The organism is Herbidospora mongoliensis (genome assembly GCF_001570545.1).
GTDB classification, from domain to species: domain Bacteria; phylum Actinomycetota; class Actinomycetes; order Streptosporangiales; family Streptosporangiaceae; genus Herbidospora; species Herbidospora mongoliensis.
The window spans coordinates 450,999-468,718 of the sequence record NZ_BBXD01000012.1 but is presented as its reverse complement, the minus strand read 5'-3'; the positions used below and the strand labels follow the sequence as shown (position 1 = coordinate 468,718).

General features: G+C 73.2%; 14 protein-coding genes. 9 read left to right on the top strand and 5 right to left on the bottom strand.

The features are described 5' to 3' along the window. Positions 1–68: 68 nt before the first annotated feature. Both AW272_RS17025 and AW272_RS17020 read right to left on the bottom strand, forming a co-directional pair. Positions 69–944, bottom strand: a complete 876-nt coding sequence (locus AW272_RS17025; protein ID WP_083958386.1) for an excalibur calcium-binding domain-containing protein — start codon at positions 942–944, stop codon at positions 69–71. Positions 945–1,021: 77 nt separating this feature from the next. Continuing rightward, complete coding sequence (locus AW272_RS17020; RefSeq protein ID WP_066365753.1) at positions 1,022–1,750, bottom strand: thioredoxin-like domain-containing protein; 729 nt, start codon at positions 1,748–1,750, stop codon at positions 1,022–1,024. A 97-nt stretch (positions 1,751–1,847) separates the two neighbouring features. On the opposite strand from AW272_RS17020, the gene AW272_RS17015 reads away from it, so the two are divergent. Next, positions 1,848–2,480, top strand: a complete 633-nt coding sequence (locus AW272_RS17015) for a DUF305 domain-containing protein (protein WP_066365751.1) — start codon at positions 1,848–1,850, stop codon at positions 2,478–2,480. A 70-nt stretch (positions 2,481–2,550) separates the two neighbouring features. Continuing rightward, positions 2,551–2,847, top strand: a complete 297-nt coding sequence (locus AW272_RS17010; protein ID WP_066365988.1) for a DUF3467 domain-containing protein — start codon at positions 2,551–2,553, stop codon at positions 2,845–2,847. Between the two features lie 30 nt (positions 2,848–2,877). Here AW272_RS17010 and AW272_RS17005 read toward each other — a convergent pair whose 3' ends face one another. Both AW272_RS17005 and AW272_RS17000 read right to left on the bottom strand, forming a co-directional pair. After that, entirely contained in the window at positions 2,878–3,651 is a 774-nt protein-coding gene (locus AW272_RS17005) for an MBL fold metallo-hydrolase (RefSeq protein WP_066365749.1), read from the bottom strand. Then, the gene (locus tag AW272_RS17000) at positions 3,648–4,628 is read right to left on the bottom strand and encodes a cyclic nucleotide-binding domain-containing protein (RefSeq protein WP_066365745.1); all 981 of its coding nucleotides are present in this window, start codon (positions 4,626–4,628) and stop codon (positions 3,648–3,650) included. Before AW272_RS17000 ends, AW272_RS17005 begins: the two co-directional genes overlap by 4 nt. 109 nt (positions 4,629–4,737) lie before the next feature. On the opposite strand from AW272_RS17000, the gene AW272_RS16995 reads away from it, so the two are divergent. The 7 genes from AW272_RS16995 to AW272_RS16965 all read left to right on the top strand — a co-directional run bounded on the left by AW272_RS16995 (position 4,738) and on the right by AW272_RS16965 (position 17,379). Next, positions 4,738–6,021, top strand: coding sequence for an adenylate/guanylate cyclase domain-containing protein (locus AW272_RS16995; RefSeq protein ID WP_066365743.1), 1,284 nt, complete (start codon positions 4,738–4,740; stop codon positions 6,019–6,021). Then, positions 6,021–6,713: an ABC transporter ATP-binding protein gene (locus AW272_RS16990; RefSeq protein ID WP_066365741.1), complete on the top strand. Its 693-nt coding sequence runs from the start codon at positions 6,021–6,023 to the stop codon at positions 6,711–6,713. Before AW272_RS16995 ends, AW272_RS16990 begins: the two co-directional genes overlap by 1 nt. Beyond that, positions 6,710–9,115, top strand: a complete 2,406-nt coding sequence (locus AW272_RS16985; RefSeq protein ID WP_066365739.1) for an ABC transporter permease — start codon at positions 6,710–6,712, stop codon at positions 9,113–9,115. Before AW272_RS16990 ends, AW272_RS16985 begins: the two co-directional genes overlap by 4 nt. Continuing rightward, positions 9,112–11,505: an ABC transporter permease gene (locus AW272_RS16980; protein WP_157518587.1), complete on the top strand. Its 2,394-nt coding sequence runs from the start codon at positions 9,112–9,114 to the stop codon at positions 11,503–11,505. Before AW272_RS16985 ends, AW272_RS16980 begins: the two co-directional genes overlap by 4 nt. Before the next feature lie 52 nt (positions 11,506–11,557). Next, complete coding sequence (locus tag AW272_RS45585) at positions 11,558–13,888, top strand: ABC transporter permease (RefSeq protein ID WP_066365734.1); 2,331 nt, start codon at positions 11,558–11,560, stop codon at positions 13,886–13,888. 127 nt (positions 13,889–14,015) lie between these two features. Next, positions 14,016–15,959, top strand: coding sequence for a GAF domain-containing sensor histidine kinase (locus AW272_RS16970; RefSeq protein WP_157518586.1), 1,944 nt, complete (start codon positions 14,016–14,018; stop codon positions 15,957–15,959). Further along, positions 15,952–17,379, top strand: coding sequence for a phytoene desaturase family protein (locus AW272_RS16965; RefSeq protein WP_066365730.1), 1,428 nt, complete (start codon positions 15,952–15,954; stop codon positions 17,377–17,379). Before AW272_RS16970 ends, AW272_RS16965 begins: the two co-directional genes overlap by 8 nt. Here AW272_RS16965 and AW272_RS40640 read toward each other — a convergent pair. After that, positions 17,265–17,684, bottom strand: coding sequence for a response regulator (locus AW272_RS40640; RefSeq protein WP_157518585.1), 420 nt, complete (start codon positions 17,682–17,684; stop codon positions 17,265–17,267). The two genes, AW272_RS16965 and AW272_RS40640, sit on opposite strands and share 115 nt — an antisense overlap. Positions 17,685–17,720: the final 36 nt, after the last annotated feature.

The window sequence follows — 17,720 nt, the reverse complement described above, 5'->3', positions numbered from 1 at the left end:
ATCAGACTGCCCGTCGCGCGGACCCGGCGATCCGCCGGACCGCGCCGTCTAGTCGTACAGAACCGAAATCAGGAGATGTCGCCGCGGTCGCAGGCGATGCCGTCGTTGTTCACGTCGATGTACCACTCGTATTCGGGGTGGACGCCCTTGGTGTAGGGACCCGCGCTCGCCGCGAAGGCCTCCGCGCAGGTCGCGTAGCGCTTCGACGTCGCCTGCGCGCCGCCCTCGGGCGGCGTGGTCGCCCCGGCGGGCGGCTGGGCCGGGTCGGTGACGGCGGGCTGGTCCACTCCCGGCTGGGTCGCGTCGGGGTCGCCGGTGGGCTGGGCCGCCGGTGGCGCGGGCGGGGCGCCGGTGCCCTTCAGGCGGGCCAGCAGGGCGTCGGCCTCGTCCTTGGTGAAGCCGCCGACGATGCTCAGGCTGTCTTGGGTGACCTCCTGGGCCACCCTCGGGGTGGACACCACCTTGTCGCCGACCACGATGGCGAGTAGGCGCTTGACCGTGTCGCGGGTCAGGCCCTCGATCTGGGCGCGGTTGTCGGGGGCGAGCACGAGCCTGATCGAGTAGGTCCCGTCGGACTCGGTGAAGGTCTCGATCTTCTGCACCGACGTCAGGGTCACACCGGGTTCGAGCTGGTAGCAGGTCGTGCCGGCGTCGTCGATGACGGCCTCGGTCTCGGGCTGGCAGGGGGCGGCGCCGTGCGTCTCGACGGGCGCGAAGTGGATGGGCACGGCCAGCTTGACCAGAACCGGCTGGGTCAGCGGCGGGGAGTCCTGGTTGTTGGTCATCAGCACCGCGACCGTGGCCAGCACGCCGGACATGATCACAACGAAGACCAGCGCCGCACTGAGGGCGATCGTGGCGCCCCTGGTCGCCTGGGGCGGCTGCGGCGGACCCGGGTCCTCCGCAACGGGGGTGTTCTGCATCCCGGCCTCAATCCCTGACATCGCCCGCAGAGCCTATCGACATGGGACGGCCCGTGGCCAAATGGGCGCACGGGCCGTTCCGGATGACAAATCAGTTGTTACTGGGCGGGCGTGTCGCTGCCCATGGGCGAGCCCGTCGGCGCCGGGGCCGGGACCGAACCGGCCGGCGGCAGCGGGGCGTCGGCGGCCGAACCGGTCTGGCCGCCGTCGCAGCTCGCGCCGAGTTCGGGGGTGTCCTCGCCCTGGCGGAACTTGAGGATGAACGCGCTCAGGTCGGGGGACGACGCGCTGTCGATCTGGATCTGGTGGTTCCAGGACGACGCGACGATCTTCGACGGGAGGTTGGGGTAGGGGCTGAGCACCATGTAGGGCTCGCCCGCCAGCGCCTTCAGCTTGTCGACCTCGGCGGCCGGCAGGTCGGGCTGGTAGGTGATCCACACAGCGCCGTGCTCCATCGAGTGGACCGCGTTCTCGCTGTTGATCGGCTGGTCGTAGATGCCACAGGTCTGCCAGGTCGGGTTGTGCTCGCCGCCGACCGGCGGAACCTCCTTGTAGGCGACCTGGGTCTGGACGTGGCCCGCGCCCTTGTACTCGTAGTTCTTGACCTTCGGCAGCATCGCCTCTTGAGCGGCGGTCGCGACCTTCTCGGCCTCCGACTTGTCCATCTCCTGGCGGACGATGTAGAACGCGACGCTTCCGACCAGAAGCAGGATGACCAAGCCACCGATGCCCCACATGACGACCGCGGCTCGCCGTTCCTTGGCCCGCTGCTCCGCCCGCATCTGGGCGACGCGATCACGCCGTGCCTGCGATTTCTCCTTGGTCATCGACCCTCCATCACGCGGTCACATATGGACAAGGAGAATAGTGGGTATAGATAGCCGTTTGGCCCACCACGTCCCGACGCGAAGTAATCTGAGGGCGATGAAGAACCCCCGTTCCCTCCTGCTCCCGGTCGCCGCGGCCCTCGTCGTGGTCGTCGCGGTCGTGCTGCTGCTGGTCAATCTGACCCGCCCTGGCGCCCCCGGCGACCTGTCGCCCGAGGCCGGTTTCGCCCGTGACATGGGGGTTCACCACGCGCAGGCGGTCGAGATGGCGTTCGCGGTGCGCGACGAGAGCACCGACGACGGGGTCCGCACGCTGGCCTACGACATCATCACGACCCAGTCGGCGCAGCGTGGAATGTTCATCGGCTGGCTGCAGCAGTGGGACCTGTCGCAGGCCTCCAGAGTGAAACCGATGACGTGGATGGCCGGTCACGGCCACACCGCCGGGGCGGTGACGCCGGGCGTGATGCCCGGAATGGCCACCGCCGACGAGATGAAGCAACTCGCCGACGCGAAGGGCCCGGCGTCCGAGGTGCTGTTCCTGCAACTGATGATCCGCCACCACGAGGGCGGCGTCGAAATGGCCAAGGGCGCACTTGAGCTGGCCGAACGCTCGGAAGTGCGCACCCTGGCCCAGCACATCGTCGACGGACAGACCGCGGAGATCGACCTGATGAAAGAGATGCTGGCGACGCGCGGCGCGCAGCCGCTCCCGTCAATCCTCAAATAAACAGGACGTGTCGGACGCGGGAACGGTCCTCAGACAGGGCACCATGGAGGCGACCCGGAGGGATGAGGATTTGACCAACGAGCCCGAGAGCCGTCTAGAAGTCAGCATCACGCCTGAAGTGGAGGCGGGGCAGTACGCCAACTTCGCCTCTGTCTGGCATACCCAGGATGGGTTCGTGCTCGACTTCGCGGTGATCACCCGCCCGCCGGGGCTGGCCGACGCCGGAGACGGTCAGCAGTACATCAGCGTCCCGACCCGGATCACGAGCCGGGTCCGGATTCCCCCGGCCCAGGTCTTCGAGCTGATGAAGGCGCTGGAGCAACAGCTCACGGCCTACGAGAACGAGCAGGGCCACAAGATCGTCTGACCCGTCGGGGCCCCGGCTGGTCGTCGGGGCTCAGACGGTCACGGTGTCGCCCTCGCGCGCGAACACCACGTCCGGCCACTCCTTGGCGACGGCGTCGAGCTGGTCGTCGGTGCGGTTCGGCGCGTGGTGCGTCAGCAGCAGCCGGGCCACCCCGCACCGCTCCGCGAACGCCACGGCGTCGGTGATGGTCGCGTGCCCGTAGTCGTCGGCCAGCGCCTGCTCCTCGGGCAGGAACTGCCCGTCGTGCACGATGAGGTCGGCGCCCCGGCACAGCTCCTCGGCCGCTGAAGAGCCGAGCTGCGGCGCGTGGTCGGGCAGGTACACGACCGCGACGCCGTCGCACTCGACCCGCGTCCCGACCGTGATCCCCCCCTTGTGGGTCACTTCGGCCTGTCTCAGGACAAAAGATTCTTCGTTACGGCTCCCGCCGGAAGACGTCACCGACACGGCTCCGCGCAGACCCTGCGGCTCGATCGGGAAGTGCGGCGGCGAGAACGCCCGGGTGAGCAGCTCCAGGGGCTCCGGGCCGGGCACGACCAACTCCAGCGAGGCCTCCGGGTGGTCGACCGCCCGGCTGAACGGCAGGCCCTGCACGTGGTCCCAGTGCAGGTGCGACAGGGCGATCACCCCCCGGAAGGGCGCCGGGGCCAGGTTCCTGATCCCGGTCCCCGCGTCGAGGACCAGGGGCGGCGCCGACAGGCCGTCGGGGAGGACCGCCACACACGAGGTGTGGCCGCCCCACCGGGTGAACTCGGCGCCGGGAGCGGGCGTCGACCCGCGTACCCCCAGGAAGTGCAGTTTCACGCGAACTCCTCGCGGCGGTGGCCCTGGGCCAGGTGTTCCAGGGCGGCCCGGTCGATGATGTCGGCGCCGGCCTCGGCCACCCTGATGGGGGTGAGCGCGGTCAGCGTGGCGGTGCGGTGGCCGTTCTCCAGCAGGGCCCGCTCCCCCAGCACCGCGCCCGGACCGACCCGGCCCAGTTCGCGGCCGTCGACGTCGACCGTGACGACGCCGTCGAGGAGCAGGAACAGCGATGCTCCGGGCTCGCCCTGGCGCACCAGGGCGTCGCCTTCCTTCAGTTCCCGTACGACCGGCTTGCGCGTCCCCCGCATGATCAGCCGGGACAGCTCGCGTTCGAGGGCGGTCTCGGCGGCCGTGACGACGACCGGGGAGTCCTCGGCGCCCCAGGGGGTGGCGCGCTGGGCGGCCCAGGCCTTGAAGTCGGTCACGCCCGCTTTGAGGATCAGCAGGCCGGACGCGTCGTAGACCCAGTGCCGGGGGAACGGGCTGGCACCCGACAGCGTGACGTCAGAGGTGCCGTCGGCGCGTACGGTGACCGCGATCGTCGTCCACACCAGCGGGGAGCGCCAGCGCGGGATCCCGGCGGTGGCGCGCGGGAACGGGATCGACGTGCGGCCGCCGGCCGACTGGGTGACGGTGACGAAGCCGTCTCCCACGGTCTCGGTGCGCAGGTCCGGCAGGCTGATGGCGGCCAGGGTGAGGCCGAGCGGGCCTAAGCGGACTGTGGTGGAGCCCATCACTCCGCCTCCTCCGGCGCCGTGGGCGAGCACCCGGCCATCGTCGCCGAAATCGGCCCAGACGCGAAGGACATTGGCGAACCGGAACCGATCGGCGCGGCGCAGCGCCTCCAGGTCGTCGACGCGTCCGGGGGGTGGGTCGTCGTAGTGGGAGATCCCCGCGTCGAACATCGGCCGGGTGTACCCCTTGACCGCCTCGGACGGGATCCAGGACAGGGATGTCGCCTGTGTCTCTGCACGCATGCTTTCGACGGTAGAAATCCGCTGGGTTCGTCCACAGGGAGGTGTCCATCGGGGTGCAGGAGGGCTAACCCTCTGTACCGGGCCCGCCGTCAGGGGGGACATTTGCGGCGTGGACCGCATCACCGTGTTACTCGCCGACGACAACCTGATCGTCCGCGAGGGCGTGCGCGCGCTGCTGGCCGGGGATCCCGCCCTGGAGGTGGTCGGCGTGGCCGCCGACTACGACGAGCTCGTCGCGCGTGCCGAGGAACTGCGGCCGCAGGTGCTCGTCACCGACATCCGGATGCCGCCGACCTTCCAGGACGAGGGCATCGACGCCGCCCGGGAGGTTCGAGGGCGCCTCCCGGGCACCGGCGTCGTGGTGCTGAGCCAGTACGACGACCCCGACTACGCGGTGAAGCTCCTGTCCGAGGGGGCCGACGGGTACGCGTACCTGCTGAAGGACCGGATCGCGGACGCGCGATTACTCGGCCGGGCCATTCGTGAGGTGGCCGCGGGCGGGTCGATGATCGATCCCCAGATCGTCCAGGATCTTCTGTCACCGGCGCGGTCGCCGGAGCTGACGCCGGCCGAGGAGGCCCTGCTGCGGCAGGTCGCCGAGGGGCGGTCGGTGAAGGCCATCGCGGCGGCGGCCGGCGACAGCCCGGAGAAGGTGAACGCGCTCGTCGAGCAGTTGTTCCTCAAGCTGGCGCGGGGTGCCTCCGCCGGGCGGCAGGGCGCGCTGAAGCGCCTGCGGATGCTGCACACCGCCATCCTGCGCCGCGACGAGCAGGGCGAGCGCCTCTCCCGCCTGTTGCCCAGCGGGCTGGCCGACAAGCTGCTGGCCGACCGGTTCGACCGCACCGAACGGCTCACGGTGACCGTGCTGATGAGCGACGTGCGCGGATATTCGGCCATCGCCGAGCACACCGACCCGGCCGTGCTGGCCGGGCAGCTCAACTCCCACCGGCGGGCCATGAACGCGGCCATCCTCCGCGAGGGCGGCACCGTGATGCAGTACGTCGGCGACGCCGTGATGGCCGTCTTCGGCGCCCCCGACCCGCGCCCCGGCCACGCCGCCTCGGGGATCGCGGCGGCCCGCCAGATGCACGCCCGCCAACGGCTGCTCAACACCGAGTGGAGGACGCCGTTCACGCTCGGCATCGGGCTGTGCACGGGCGAGGTCGCCGCCGCGCTGCTCGGCAGCGAGGAACGGGTCGAATACACGCTGGTCGGCGACACGGTGAACCTGGCGGCGCGGATGCAGGACCTGGCCCGGCCTTCCGGCACCGTCGCCGCCGCCAGCACTTTGGACGCGCTGCCCGCCGGGCCGCCCTGGATCCCCCTCGGACCGCGCCTCGTCAAGGGCCGGTCCACCCCCGTCACCGCCTTCCACCTCCCGGAGGAACACTGATGCCCACCGAGATTCCCGGCGACACCGCCGTCCGGGTGCGGGGCGCCCGCCGGACCTTCGAAGCCGAACTCGCTCCCGTCCGCGCGCTCCGGGGCGTCGACTTCGACGTCGCCCAGGGCGAGTTCGTGGCCGTCATGGGGCCTTCGGGCTGCGGCAAGTCGACCCTGCTGAACGTCATCGCCGGGCTCGACGGCGTCGACGACGGCACCATCGAGGTCGCCGGGGAACGCGTCGACGGCCGCGACGAAGACTGGCTGGCCAAGTTCCGCCGCCACCACATCGGGTTCGTGTTCCAGTTCTTCAACCTGCTCGACGGCGTGTCCGCGCTCGACAACCTGGTGCTGCCGGGCGTGCTGGGCGGGATGAAGCGGCGGGCCGCCGAGGCGCGCGCCCGCGACCTGCTCGACCTGCTGGGTCTGGGTGACCGGTTGCAGCAGGTGCCGGCCGTGCTGTCCGGAGGCCAGCGGCAGCGGCTGGCCATCGCGCGGGCGCTGGTCAACCAGCCGAGCCTGCTGCTGGCCGACGAGCCGACCGGGGCGCTCGACAGCGAGGGCGGCCTGGAGGTGCTGGAGTTGTTCCGGCGGCTGCACGAAGACGGTCAGACGATCATCATGGTGACCCACGCCGCCGAGGTCGCGGCCGGGGCGTCGCGGTCGATCCGGATGCGGGACGGGCGGATCGAGCCGACATGACCGGCGCCGTGACCAGCGCCGTGACCACCGTGTGGCTGCGCCTGGAGTGGCGCCGCCGGGGGCGCTCGGCGGTGGTGCTGGCGCTGTTGATCGCGTTCGCGCTGGCGACCGTGCTGACCGCCGTCGCGGGGGCACGGCGGGGGCTGTCGGCCTACGAACGGCTGGAGGCGGTCACCAGGCCGGCGACGCTCACGGTGCTGCCCAACCAGGGCGGCTTCGACTGGGAGCGGGTCAGGGCGATGCCCGAGGTGGAGGCGGTCACCACGTTCGTCCTGCCCGCCTTCTCGGTGGAGGACCCGGATGCCCCGCTGGCGTCCACCTTCGCCCCCGGCGACGACGGGATCTTCAGCGCCCTGGAGATACCGGTGCTCCTCGACGGACGCGTGTTCGACCGGAGCCGGATCGACGAGGTCATGGTCTCGCCCATGTTCGCCGAGCGTTTCGGGCGGGGCGTCGGCGACCGGATCACGTTGCGGCTGGGCACCCCCGAGGAGACGACGCCCTCCTCGGGGGAGGTGCCCTACACCGGCCCGCGGGTCCGGGCCACGATCGTCGGGGTGTTCCGGACCCCCTGGTTCCTCGACAAGTCCGGATCGGGTGAAGGTGGGGTGCTGCCCAGCCCCGAACTGGTCCGGCGCTATCCGGACACCTTCCTGGGCGTGGCACGCGACGGCTACGTGAACGGGTTCGTGCGGCTGCGTGACGGCGAGAGCGGGATCGCGGCGTTCAAGGAGAGCTTCGCGAAAGTGACCGGCCGCACCGACATCGACATGTGGGACGAAGCCGAACGAGGCCGCCACACGGACCAGCTGATCGCCTTCGAGGCGGCCTGCCTGCTGGCGTTCGGCCTGGCGGCGTTCGTCGTGGCGGTGGTGCTGATCGGCCAGGCCCTGGCGCGGTACACAGCGGCGGCCGCGGGAGCGCTGCGCACCCTCCGGGCCGTCGGGATGACCCCGCGCCAGGCGGTGTGGACCGCCGTGAGCCTTCCGCTGCTGTCCGCCGCCGGTGGCGCGGTCATCGGGGTCGCCGGGGCCGTCCTCGCCTCCCGCCTGATGCCCATGGGCGCGGCGGCCGGTGTCGAGCCCTCCCCGGGGTTCGACGCCGACTGGCCGGCGCTCGGCGCGGGCGCCGCGCTGACGGTGCTGCTGGTCGTGGCCGGGGCGGCGGGATCGGCGTGGATCGCCCTGCGGCCGGGCGCGTCCGGGCGTCCGGGGAACCCGTCGCCTCTGGTCGCCACGGCCGCGCGGGCCGGTCTGCCGGTGCCGGTCGTGGTGGGGATCAGGTTCGCGCTGGAGCGCGGCCGGGGCGCCGACGCGCTGCCGGTGCGGCCCGCCCTGCTGAGCGCGGTCGTCGGGGTGCTCGGCGTGACGGCGGCGTTCATGTTCTCCAGCGGCGTACAGGACGCCGGCACCAACCCCGAGAGATACGGCCAGAACTTCCAGCTCACCGCCTTCCTGGGCCTGGGCGGCCAGTCCTTCGGGGACCCGGCGGCCGTCATCGCCGCCATCGCGGCCGACCCTCAGGTGGACACGGCGAGTTCGGCCACGGTCGGAGTGGCGCAGGCCGGGCCGGTCTCGGTGACCCTGTGGGGAATCCGCTCCCACGACAGGCCCTGGCGGCCGGTCCTCACCGAGGGCGCGGCTCCGGAAAGCGACCGGGAGGTCATGCTGGCCGTCTCCACCGCCGACCGGATCGGCGCGGACGTCGGCGACGACCTCATCCTGACCGGGCCGCTCGGGCGGCAGACCTTCCGCGTCTCCGGCGTCGGTTTCGTTCCGGCCGGGCCGCACAACGACTACGACGAGGGTGGCGTGGTCGGCCATGCCGGTTATGACCGGCTGTTCCCGCCGGGGACGTTCAAGTTCCTGCTCGGCCTGGTCTCGGTGACCGGCGCCGCCGACCCGTCGGCCGTCATGGCCCGGATCAACAGCGGATTCCCCACCGGCGGGGGCGTCGGCCCGCCCGACCCGCCGGAGCAACTCGACCAGATGCGCGGCGTGGAGGTGCTGCCGATCGCCCTGGGCGCCTTCCTCGGCCTGCTGGCGCTCGGCGCGGTCGCACACGCCCTGGTCACCGCGATCCGCCGCCGCAAGCACGACATGGCGGTGCTGCGGGCCTGCGGTATGACCCGCCGTCAGGGGCGCTGGGTGGTGATCACCCAGGCGAGCATCCTGGCGCTGACCGGGGTGGCGCTCGGGGTGCCTCTCGGTTTCCTTCTCGGCCGGGTGCTCTGGAGGATCGTCGCCGACACGATGCCGTTCTTCTACCAACCGCCGCTGGCGCTGATGGCGCTGCTGCTGATCGGCCCGGTCACGCTGCTGGCCGCCGTCCTGCTCGCGGTCTGGCCGGCGCACGCCTCCACCCGCGTCCGGGTCGGCCACGTCCTGCGGACCGAATGGTGACCGGCCACTGGCTCCGGCTGGAGACCCGCTCCCGCTGGCGGGCGCTGACGGCACTCGCCCTGCTCGTCGCGATCGCGCTGGCCGCCGTCCTGGCGGCGGTGGCCGGGGCCAGGCGAGGAGGAAGCGCGGGCGACCGGATGCTGGCGATCACCCTGCCGGCGGAGGCGATGGTGCTGCCCAACCGGCCGGGGTTCGACTGGGCGAAGATCCGCGCGCTGCCGTCGGTGGAGGCGCTGGCGACCTTCCCGGTCACCGGCCAGTGGTTCTTCGAGGACCCGCCCGGGCTGATGGGCGCCAAGCCGCCACCCGCCGACGACCAGATCTGGAACACCATCGAGAAGCCGGTGGTCCTGGAGGGCCGGCTGCCGACGGCCGCCGACGAGGCGGCCGTGACCTCGGGGTTCGCCGAGACCTGGGACAAGGGCGTCGGCGCCACCGTCACCATGCGCCTGTTCACCCCGGAAGAGGTCGACCGCGGCATCACCGACCCGACCATCCGGGAGACGATCACCGCGACCGGGCCCCGCCTGGTGGTCCGGATCACCGCGATCATCCGGTCGGGCTGGTTCTCCGACTCGCTGGAGACGCGGGCCGGGGACGTCTTCCCCTCCCCCGCGTTCTTCCGGGCCCACGAGCACAGCGTCGCCGGGGGGCGGGACCTGGCCAACTACAACGCGATGGTCCGGCTGCGGGCCTCGCTGCCGCAGTTCACGAGGGAACTGGCGGAGGCGACCGGGCGGACCGACATCGACGTCTGGGACATGAACCGCTTCATCGACCACCAGCAGGAGCTGATCCGGTTCGAGGCGTGGTCGCTGCTGGCGTTCGGGATGGCGATCCTCGCCGCGTCGGCGGTGCTCATCGGGCAGACGATCTCCCGCCACGCCGCCGCCTCGGCCGCCGCGCTGGCGGTGCTGCGGCCACTCGGCCTGACCCGCGCCCAGGGCGTGCTGGCCGCGACGGCCGGGCCGTCGCTCGCGGCGACCGCCGGGGCGCTGCTCGGGGTGGCGGCGGCGATCGCCCTCTCACCGCTGCTGCCCATCGGCACCGCCGCGCTCATCGAGCCCGCCCCCGGCCTGGACGCCGACTGGCCGGTGCTCGCCCCCGGCGCACTGCTGACGGTCGTGGCGGCCGGACTGGCGGCGGCCTTCTCGGCCTGGCTGACGCTGTCGCCCCGCGGGGTCCGGGTGGCCAGGCCCAGCGTGGTCGCGACCGCCGCCGCGCGGGCCGATCTGCCACCCGCCGTCGTGACCGGCGCCCGGTTCGCGCTGGAACGCGGACCGGCCGTCCCCACCAGGCCCGCGCTGCTCGGCTCGGTGGTCGGGGTGCTGGGCGTGCTGGCGGCGTTCACCTTCCTCGCCGGGGTCACCGACGCCGGAACGCATCCGGAGCGGTTCGGCCAGACCCACCAGGCGGAGATCTACCTCGGCGCCAACGGTGAGGCCGCCGACCCCGCCCCGGTGCTCGCCGCACTGCGGAAGAGCCCGGGGGTGACCGGGCTGACCGACGACCGGACCGCCGTCGCGGAGACGCGGGACGCGGACGGCCGCAGTCCGGCCGCGGCTTCCGCGGTGAACCTTCCCCACGGAAACGGCGAGACCCGCGTGGCCCTGCACACCACGGGCGACCTGCCGCTGATCACCCTGGACGGACGGGCCCCGCGCGCCCCCGACGAGATGATGCTGGCCCTCGGCACCGCCCAGGACCTGGGCGTGCGAGTGGGCGACCGGCTCCCCCTCTCCGGTGAGCCCGGCACGGCCACCTTCACGGTGACCGGCATCGGGTTCACCACGATCGGCGCGCACAACTCCTACGACCGGGGCGGCGCGGTCACCCACGAGGGCTTCACCCGGCTCTTCGGCACCGGCTACAAGTTCCGCTCGATCCTGATCGGCCTGCGGCCCGGCACCGACCCCGCCGCCCTCGACGCCGCGGGCCTGTACGCCCAGCCCGCCGTGACGCCTCCCGAGGTGGCCGAGATCACCCAGCTGGCCATCCTCCCGGTCGCCCTGGCCGGGTTCCTGGCGCTGCTGGCGGTCGGCGCGATCGGCCACGTGCTGACCACGGCGGTCCGCCGTCGCTCCCACGAGGTGGCGGTGCTGCGGGCGCTCGGGCTGACTCCGCGCGAGGCCCGCCGGATCGTGGTCACCCAGGCGGGGGTGCTGGCCGTCACCGGGCTGGTCTTCGGCGTGCCGCTCGGCGTCGCGCTCGGCCGGGCGCTGTGGCGGCTGGTGGCCGACCTGTGGCCGATCCACTACCAGCCGCCGGTGGCGTTCTGGGCCCTGGTCCTGGCCGCCCCGATCGCCCTGCTGACCGCGACCCTGCTGGCCGTCTGGCCGGGCCGCACACTGACCCGGCTCCGGGTCGCCGACACCCTGAGGGCCGAATGATGATCACGTTCCTGACCCGGCTGCGGGCCGGCGGCGTCGTGAGGGCGGCGCGATGACGGGTCTCTGGATCAGGCTGGAGCTGCGCAATCGGGGGCGTTCCCTGGTCGCTCTGGCCCTGCTGGTGGCACTGGCCGTGACGACCGTGCTGACGGCGCTGGCCGGGGCCCGGCGGGCCGACTCGGCCGTCGACCGGCTGTGGGCGGCGTCGACCCCGGCGACCTACGGCGTGCTGCCCAACATGCCCGGTCTCGACTGGGCGGCGGTCAGGGCGCTGCCGCAGGTCGAGGCGCTGGGCGCCTTCCTGATCACCTCGTTCGAGGTCCGGGGTCGCGGGCTCGGCTGGTTCCCGGCGATCGACGACCAATATGGGCTGACGGTCGAGCGGCCCGTCGTCCTCGAGGGACGCATGTGGGATCCGGCCGCCCCCGACGAGATGGTCGTCACCGCCGCGACCGGCCACCACCCGGGTGACGTGGTCGACGTGCGGCTCTACGCGCCCGAGCAGTTCGCCTCCGATATGACGACGGCGGCGCGGGGACCCGTGGTGGCCGTCCGGGTGGTGGGCGTCGTGCGGTCGAACTGGTTCCGCGACGAGGTCGGCCATCCGGGTTACCTGCACCCGGGTCCCGGGTTCCTGGCGGCCCATCGGGCCAACCTCGAGATGCCCGGCGGCTCCTATGCCAACGCCCTGGTCCGGCTGAAAGGCGACCCGGCCGGGTTCCGGGAGGGGCTGGCCAGGGTGACCGGGCGGCAGGACATCGACATGTGGGACATGTCCTCGCGCATCGCCGACCACGACCGTGAGGTGGTCCGGTTCGGCGCGGCGGTGCTGCTGACGTTCGGGCTGGCCGCGCTGGCGGCGGCGCTGGTGCTGGTCGGCCAGTCGGTGAGCCGCTCCGTCGCGGCCTCGGCGGCGGCGCTGCGCCCGCTGCGGGCGGCCGGGCTGGCCCCGCGCCAGGCGGCCGTGACGGCGGCGGTCGCTCCGGCACTGGCCGCACTCGCGGGGGCACTGTCGGGCGGGCTGGGCGCTTATCTCGCGTCCGGGCTGATGCCGCTCGGGGCGGCCGGGCTCCGGGAGCCCGATCCGGGGCGGCATTTCGACGCGCTCGTGCTGATCCCGGGGATGGTGTCGGCGCCGCTGTTCGTGTTCGGCTGGGGTGTGCTCGCCGCGTTCATGACCGGGCGGGGGTCGCTGGGGGGGTCACTGCGGGGGTCACAGCGGCCGTCCCGCATGGCCCGGCTCGGCCTGCCCGTGCCGATCGCGATCGGGGCCCGGTTCGCGCTGGAGCCGGGCCGCGACGGGGTGCCCGTCAGGCCCGCGCTGCTGGGCGCGGTCACCGGCGTGCTCGGGGTGCTGGCGGCGTTCACGTTCGCCGCCGGGGTCGAGGAGACGGGGCACAACCCGGAGGCCTTCGGCCAGACCCACCAGTTCGTCTTACCCCTGGGCGTCGGCGGAGAGGACCCGCTCCCCCAGGACGCGATCGACGCCGGGCGCAGGAGCATCGCCGCCGACCCCGACGTCACCGGGCTGACCGACACCCGCCTCGGCGTGGCGGTCTCGGGCGGCACGGCCGTCTCCCTGTTCTCCCGTGAGGCCACCGGGATCCGGGTGGTGACGATGGAGGGGGCCCTGCCGAAGCGGACCGGAGAGGTCATGCTGGCCCCGCACAGCGCCCGCGCCCTCGGCGCCGGGGTCGGCGACCGGATCACCCTCACCGGCACCCGCACGGCCGCGCTGACCGTGACCGGCATCGGGTTCGTGCCGGAGGCCAGCCACAACACCTACGCGTCCGGCGGCTGGGTCACCGACGCCACCTACGACGCGCTGTTCGACGGGTTCAAGCTCCACGCGATCCTGATCTCGGCCCGCCCCGGCACCGACCCCGGCGCCCTGCGGACCCGGATCGCCGCCGCGGTCGGCGAACCCGACGTGCCGCTCGAACCGGTCGGGCCGCCGTTCCAGCTCGGCGAACTCCAGGAGCACCGCGTGCTGCCGATCGCGCTGGCCGCCTTCCTGGCGATCCTCGGCGTCGGCGCGGTCGGCCACGCCCTGGCCACGGCGGTCCGGCGGCGGGCGCACGAACTGGCCGTCCTGCGGGCCATCGGCCTGACCCGCGTCCAGGCCCGCCTCATCGTCGTCACCCAGGCGACGCTGCTGGCCGTGGCGGGGCTGGCGTTCGGGGTGCCGCTGGGCCTGGCCGCCGGGCGGGTGGTCTGGCGGGTCACCGCCGACGTCACGCCCCTGCTCCACGTCCCACCGGTGGCGGGCTGGGCGCTGCTCCTGGTCGGGCCCCTCACCCTGCTGATCGCCAACCTGCTGGCCGCCTGGCCGGGCCGGACCGCCTCGCGGCTGCCGGCCGGGCTGCTGCTGAGATCGGAATGATCAACATGACCCCCATCGCGACCGCGCGCGACGCGATCCCCCCGCACCACGTCCTCACCACTCCGGTCGTCCGGCCGGGTCGGATCACCGCCTGGCCGCCGGCCGGGCCCCTGCGAGTGGAGTGATCATGAACCGCGTCCTTACCGCCACGGTCGGGGGTGTCGCCGCGCTGGTGACGTTGGGCGCCGGCACCGCGAGTGCCGTGGTGGCGGCCGGGTGGGTGATCGCCGCCGCCGGGTGCCTGGCCTCCGGGCGGCCCGCCGTCGCCCGGTGGGCCGGGGTCGTGGCGGTCCTTCAGGGGGCGGCGGCGCTCTGGCCGCAGGCGGTGCCGCTGGCCATCGCGGGGTGGCTCGGGTTCGCGCTCGCGCTGCCCGACGGCGACCTGCGCAGCCTGCCGCGACGGATCATCACCGGGCTGGGGGCGCTGGGCGGGCTCGCGCTGACGCTGCTCGAGGTGTCGCCGGGCGGTTACGCCACGGCCGCCGTCGTGGCGGCCGGGACCGGGACGATCGCGATCGTGGTCCGGTGCGGGCCGGCCTCGCCCCGGCAGCGCGCCGCGCTGCAGTGGACGGGGGCCGCGCTGCTGCTCGCCGCCGCCGCGGGGGCCGTGATCATGGGGCTGTATCTGCTGCTGGGCGTACCGGGGAATCCGATGGCCTGGCTGGTGGCGGCGCTGGTGGTCGTGCCCGTCGGCGCGCTGTTCGGGCATCTGCCGCCGACCGCGCACGTCGGGGAGAAGGCGCTGCTGGAGGCGGTGGTGGTCGCCGGGTTCGCGGTGCTGATCGCGAGCGTCTATCTCGTGGTGGTGCTGGGGCTGGGCCGCCTTCCGGCGGAGAGCGAGCGCGATCTGCTGGTCTCGTCGATGGCCGCGGCGCTGGTGGTGGCGATCCTGGCCATTCCGGTACGCCACCGCCTCCTCCACACCGCCCGCGCCATCACCGGCCGGGGCGGCGTCCCGCCGGAGGAGATCCTGGCCACCTTCGGCGCCCGCATGAGCCGTGCGGTCCCCTTCGACGAGCTCCTGCTCCAGCTCGCCGAGTCGCTGAAGGCGGCGATGGCCCCGGCGGGCGCGGAGATCTGGGTCGGTTCCGACGGCGTCCTCCAAAGGACGGTCAGCGTGCCCGACCTGCCGCCGGAACGCATCACCCTGAACGACCGCGAACGCGTCATCGTCGGCCGCACCCGGATCGGCGGCCCGTCGTGGCTGGCCATCTGGCTGCCCGGCATGCTCCCGGAGAGCGGCGGCCTGGTGCGCGTCGCCCCGGCCGCCCACCTGGGCGAGCTCCTCGGCATGATCGTGGTGCGCCGCCCGCAGGACGCGTCGCCCTTCTCCGAGAACGACGACCAGGTGCTCGTGCAGCTCGCCCGCCAGGTCGGCCTGGCCCTGCACAACATGCGGCTCGACTCGGCGCTCCAGGCCAGCCTCGACGAGCTGCGCCGCCGCAACGAGGAACTCCAGGCGTCCAGGCTCCGCATCGTGACCGCCGCCGACGCCGCCCGCCGCGCGATCGAGCGCGACCTGCACGACGGCGCGCAGCAGCACCTGGTCGCCCTGTCGGTCAAGCTCAGCCTGGCCGGGGAGATCATCTCCGACGAGCCCGCCGTCGCCCGCACGATGATGTCCGAGCTGCGGGAGGACGTGCAGGGCACCATCACGGCCGTCCGGGAGCTGGCCCACGGCGTCTATCCGCCGCTGCTGCGCAACCACGGCCTCGCCCAGGCGATGCGCTCGGCGGCCAGGAGGTCGCCGTTGCCGTGTGTGGTCGAGGTCGAACTGCCCCGGAGGTTCTCCGAGGAGACCGAGGCCGCGGTGTACTTCTGCTGCCTGGAGGCGATCCAGAACGCCGGGAAGCACGCCGGGGCCGAGGCGGCCATCGAGGTGGAGATCACCGCCGATGACCAGGCGTTACGTTTCACGGTGGCCGACGACGGGGGCGGGTTCGAACCGGGAGGCGAGGGGCACGGCTTCGTCAACATGCGCGACCGGCTCGGCGCGATCGGCGGCACCCTGACCGTCGTCTCCGCGCTCGGCGCCGGCACCACGATCCGCGGGGAGATCCCACATGCCTGAGTTCGATGCCGTCGTCGTCGGATCGGGGCCGAACGGCCTGACCGGCGCGCTGGAACTGGCCGAGTCGGGACGGAAGGTCCTCCTGCTGGAGGCGGCCGGGACCTTCGGCGGCGGGCTCCGCAGCAGCGATGAGCTCACCCTGCCCGGCTTCACCCACGACATCTGCGCGACCGTGATCGCCACCGCGCTGGCCTCCCCCGCGCTACGGGACCGCCTGCCCGGCATGGGCGTCGAGGCCGTCCACCCGGAGATCCCGGCCGCCCACCCGCTCGACGACGGCCCCGCCGTGCTGATCCACCGCTCGGCGGAGCGGACCGCGGCGGGCCTGGGCCGCGACGGCGCGGCCTATCTGGCGACCGTGGGCGCCACCGCGCGAGCGGGCTTCCCGCTGGCCGACTCCCTGCTCGCGCCCATCGGCTTCCCGAAGGCTCCTTTCTCCCTGCTCCGGTACGGCCTCACCGCCGCCCTCCCCGCCACGACCGCCGCCCGGCTGCTCTTCCGCGAGCCCCGGGCCCGCGCCGCCCTGGCCGGGATGTCCGCCCACTCGATGCTCGACCTGCACAGCCCCATCTCCGCCGGTTACGGCGTCATGCTGGCCGCGATGGCCCACCTGGTCGGCTGGCCGGTCGTGAAGGGCGGCTCGCAGGTCATGGCCGACGCGATGGTGGCCCGGGTGCGGGAACTCGGCGGCGAAGCCGTTTCAGACTTCAGGGTCACCGCGCTGAAGGAACTCCCCGACGCCGAGACGATCCTGCTCAACGTCACCCCGCGCCAGTTCCTGGAGATGGCGGACCTGCCCGGTTCGTACACGAAGAAGCTTCTGAAGTTCCGCTACGGCCCCGGCGTCTTCAAGGTCGACTGGGCCCTCGACGGGCCGGTCCCGTGGCGTGATCCCGAGGTGGCGAAGGCCGGGACGGTCCACCTGGGCGGCACCCTGGAGGAGATCGCGGCCGGTGAGCGGGCCGCTGTCCGGGGGCAGGTCAGCGACCGGCCCTATGTCCTGCTGGTCCAGCCGCCCGACCTCACGCGCGCCCCCGAGGGCAAGCACACCCTCTGGGCGTACTGTCACGTCCCGAACGGCTACGACGGCGACATGACCCAGGCGATCGAGGCGCAGATCGAGCGTTTCGCCCCGGGTTTCAAGGACGTCGTGCTGGCCCGCCACGTCATGGGCCCGCGGGCGCTGGAGGCCCACGACGCCAACTACGTCGGCGGGGACATCGGCGGCGGCGCGGCCGACCTGTTCCAGTTCCTCGGCCGCCCGGTCCTGTCGTTCCAGCCCTGGCGCACCCCGATCGAGGGCGTCTACCTGTGCTCGTCGTCGACCCCGCCGGGAGCGGGCGTCCACGGCATGGGCGGTCTCATGGCGGCGAGGTGCGCCCTCAGCCGGGCGGGCGTCAGGTCCTCCTTGCGGATGTAACCGGCCGCCCCGCAGTCGTAGGCGTCGGGCGGCAGGTCTTCGGCCGCGTAGGTGGACACCAGCACCACCGTGACGCCGGGCTGCCCGGCCAGGATGCGCCGGGTGGCCTCGATGCCGCTGATCCCGGGCAGGTTGATGTCCATCACGATCACGTGGGGACGGGTGCGGGCGGCCTCGGCGACGGCGGCCTCACCGGACTCCGCCTCGGCGACCACGCGCCATCCGGCGACCAGAGCGACCAGCCGTCGCGCGACGGCCCGGAACGGCGCCTGGTCGTCGACGATGAGAACTTCGACGGACCCCATGGCAACCCATGGTGGCCCATGGGGCGCCGGTCGCTA

What these genes read in the sequence shown, in the direction of transcription:
- AW272_RS17025 (WP_083958386.1), bottom strand. Translation starts at nt 944, where the DNA reads ATGTCAGGGATTGAGGCCGGGATGCAGAACACCCCCGTTGCGGAGGAC.
- AW272_RS16965 (WP_066365730.1), top strand. Translation starts at nt 15,952, where the DNA reads ATGCCTGAGTTCGATGCCGTCGTCGTCGGATCGGGGCCGAACGGCCTG.
- AW272_RS16985 (WP_066365739.1), top strand. Translation starts at nt 6,710, where the DNA reads ATGACCGGCGCCGTGACCAGCGCCGTGACCACCGTGTGGCTGCGCCTG.
- AW272_RS16990 (WP_066365741.1), top strand. Translation starts at nt 6,021, where the DNA reads ATGCCCACCGAGATTCCCGGCGACACCGCCGTCCGGGTGCGGGGCGCC.
- AW272_RS16970 (WP_157518586.1), top strand. Translation starts at nt 14,016, where the DNA reads ATGAACCGCGTCCTTACCGCCACGGTCGGGGGTGTCGCCGCGCTGGTG.
- AW272_RS17000 (WP_066365745.1), bottom strand. Translation starts at nt 4,628, where the DNA reads ATGCGTGCAGAGACACAGGCGACATCCCTGTCCTGGATCCCGTCCGAG.
- AW272_RS45585 (WP_066365734.1), top strand. Translation starts at nt 11,558, where the DNA reads ATGACGGGTCTCTGGATCAGGCTGGAGCTGCGCAATCGGGGGCGTTCC.
- AW272_RS17015 (WP_066365751.1), top strand. Translation starts at nt 1,848, where the DNA reads ATGAAGAACCCCCGTTCCCTCCTGCTCCCGGTCGCCGCGGCCCTCGTC.
- AW272_RS17020 (WP_066365753.1), bottom strand. Translation starts at nt 1,750, where the DNA reads ATGACCAAGGAGAAATCGCAGGCACGGCGTGATCGCGTCGCCCAGATG.
- AW272_RS40640 (WP_157518585.1), bottom strand. Translation starts at nt 17,684, where the DNA reads ATGGGGTCCGTCGAAGTTCTCATCGTCGACGACCAGGCGCCGTTCCGG.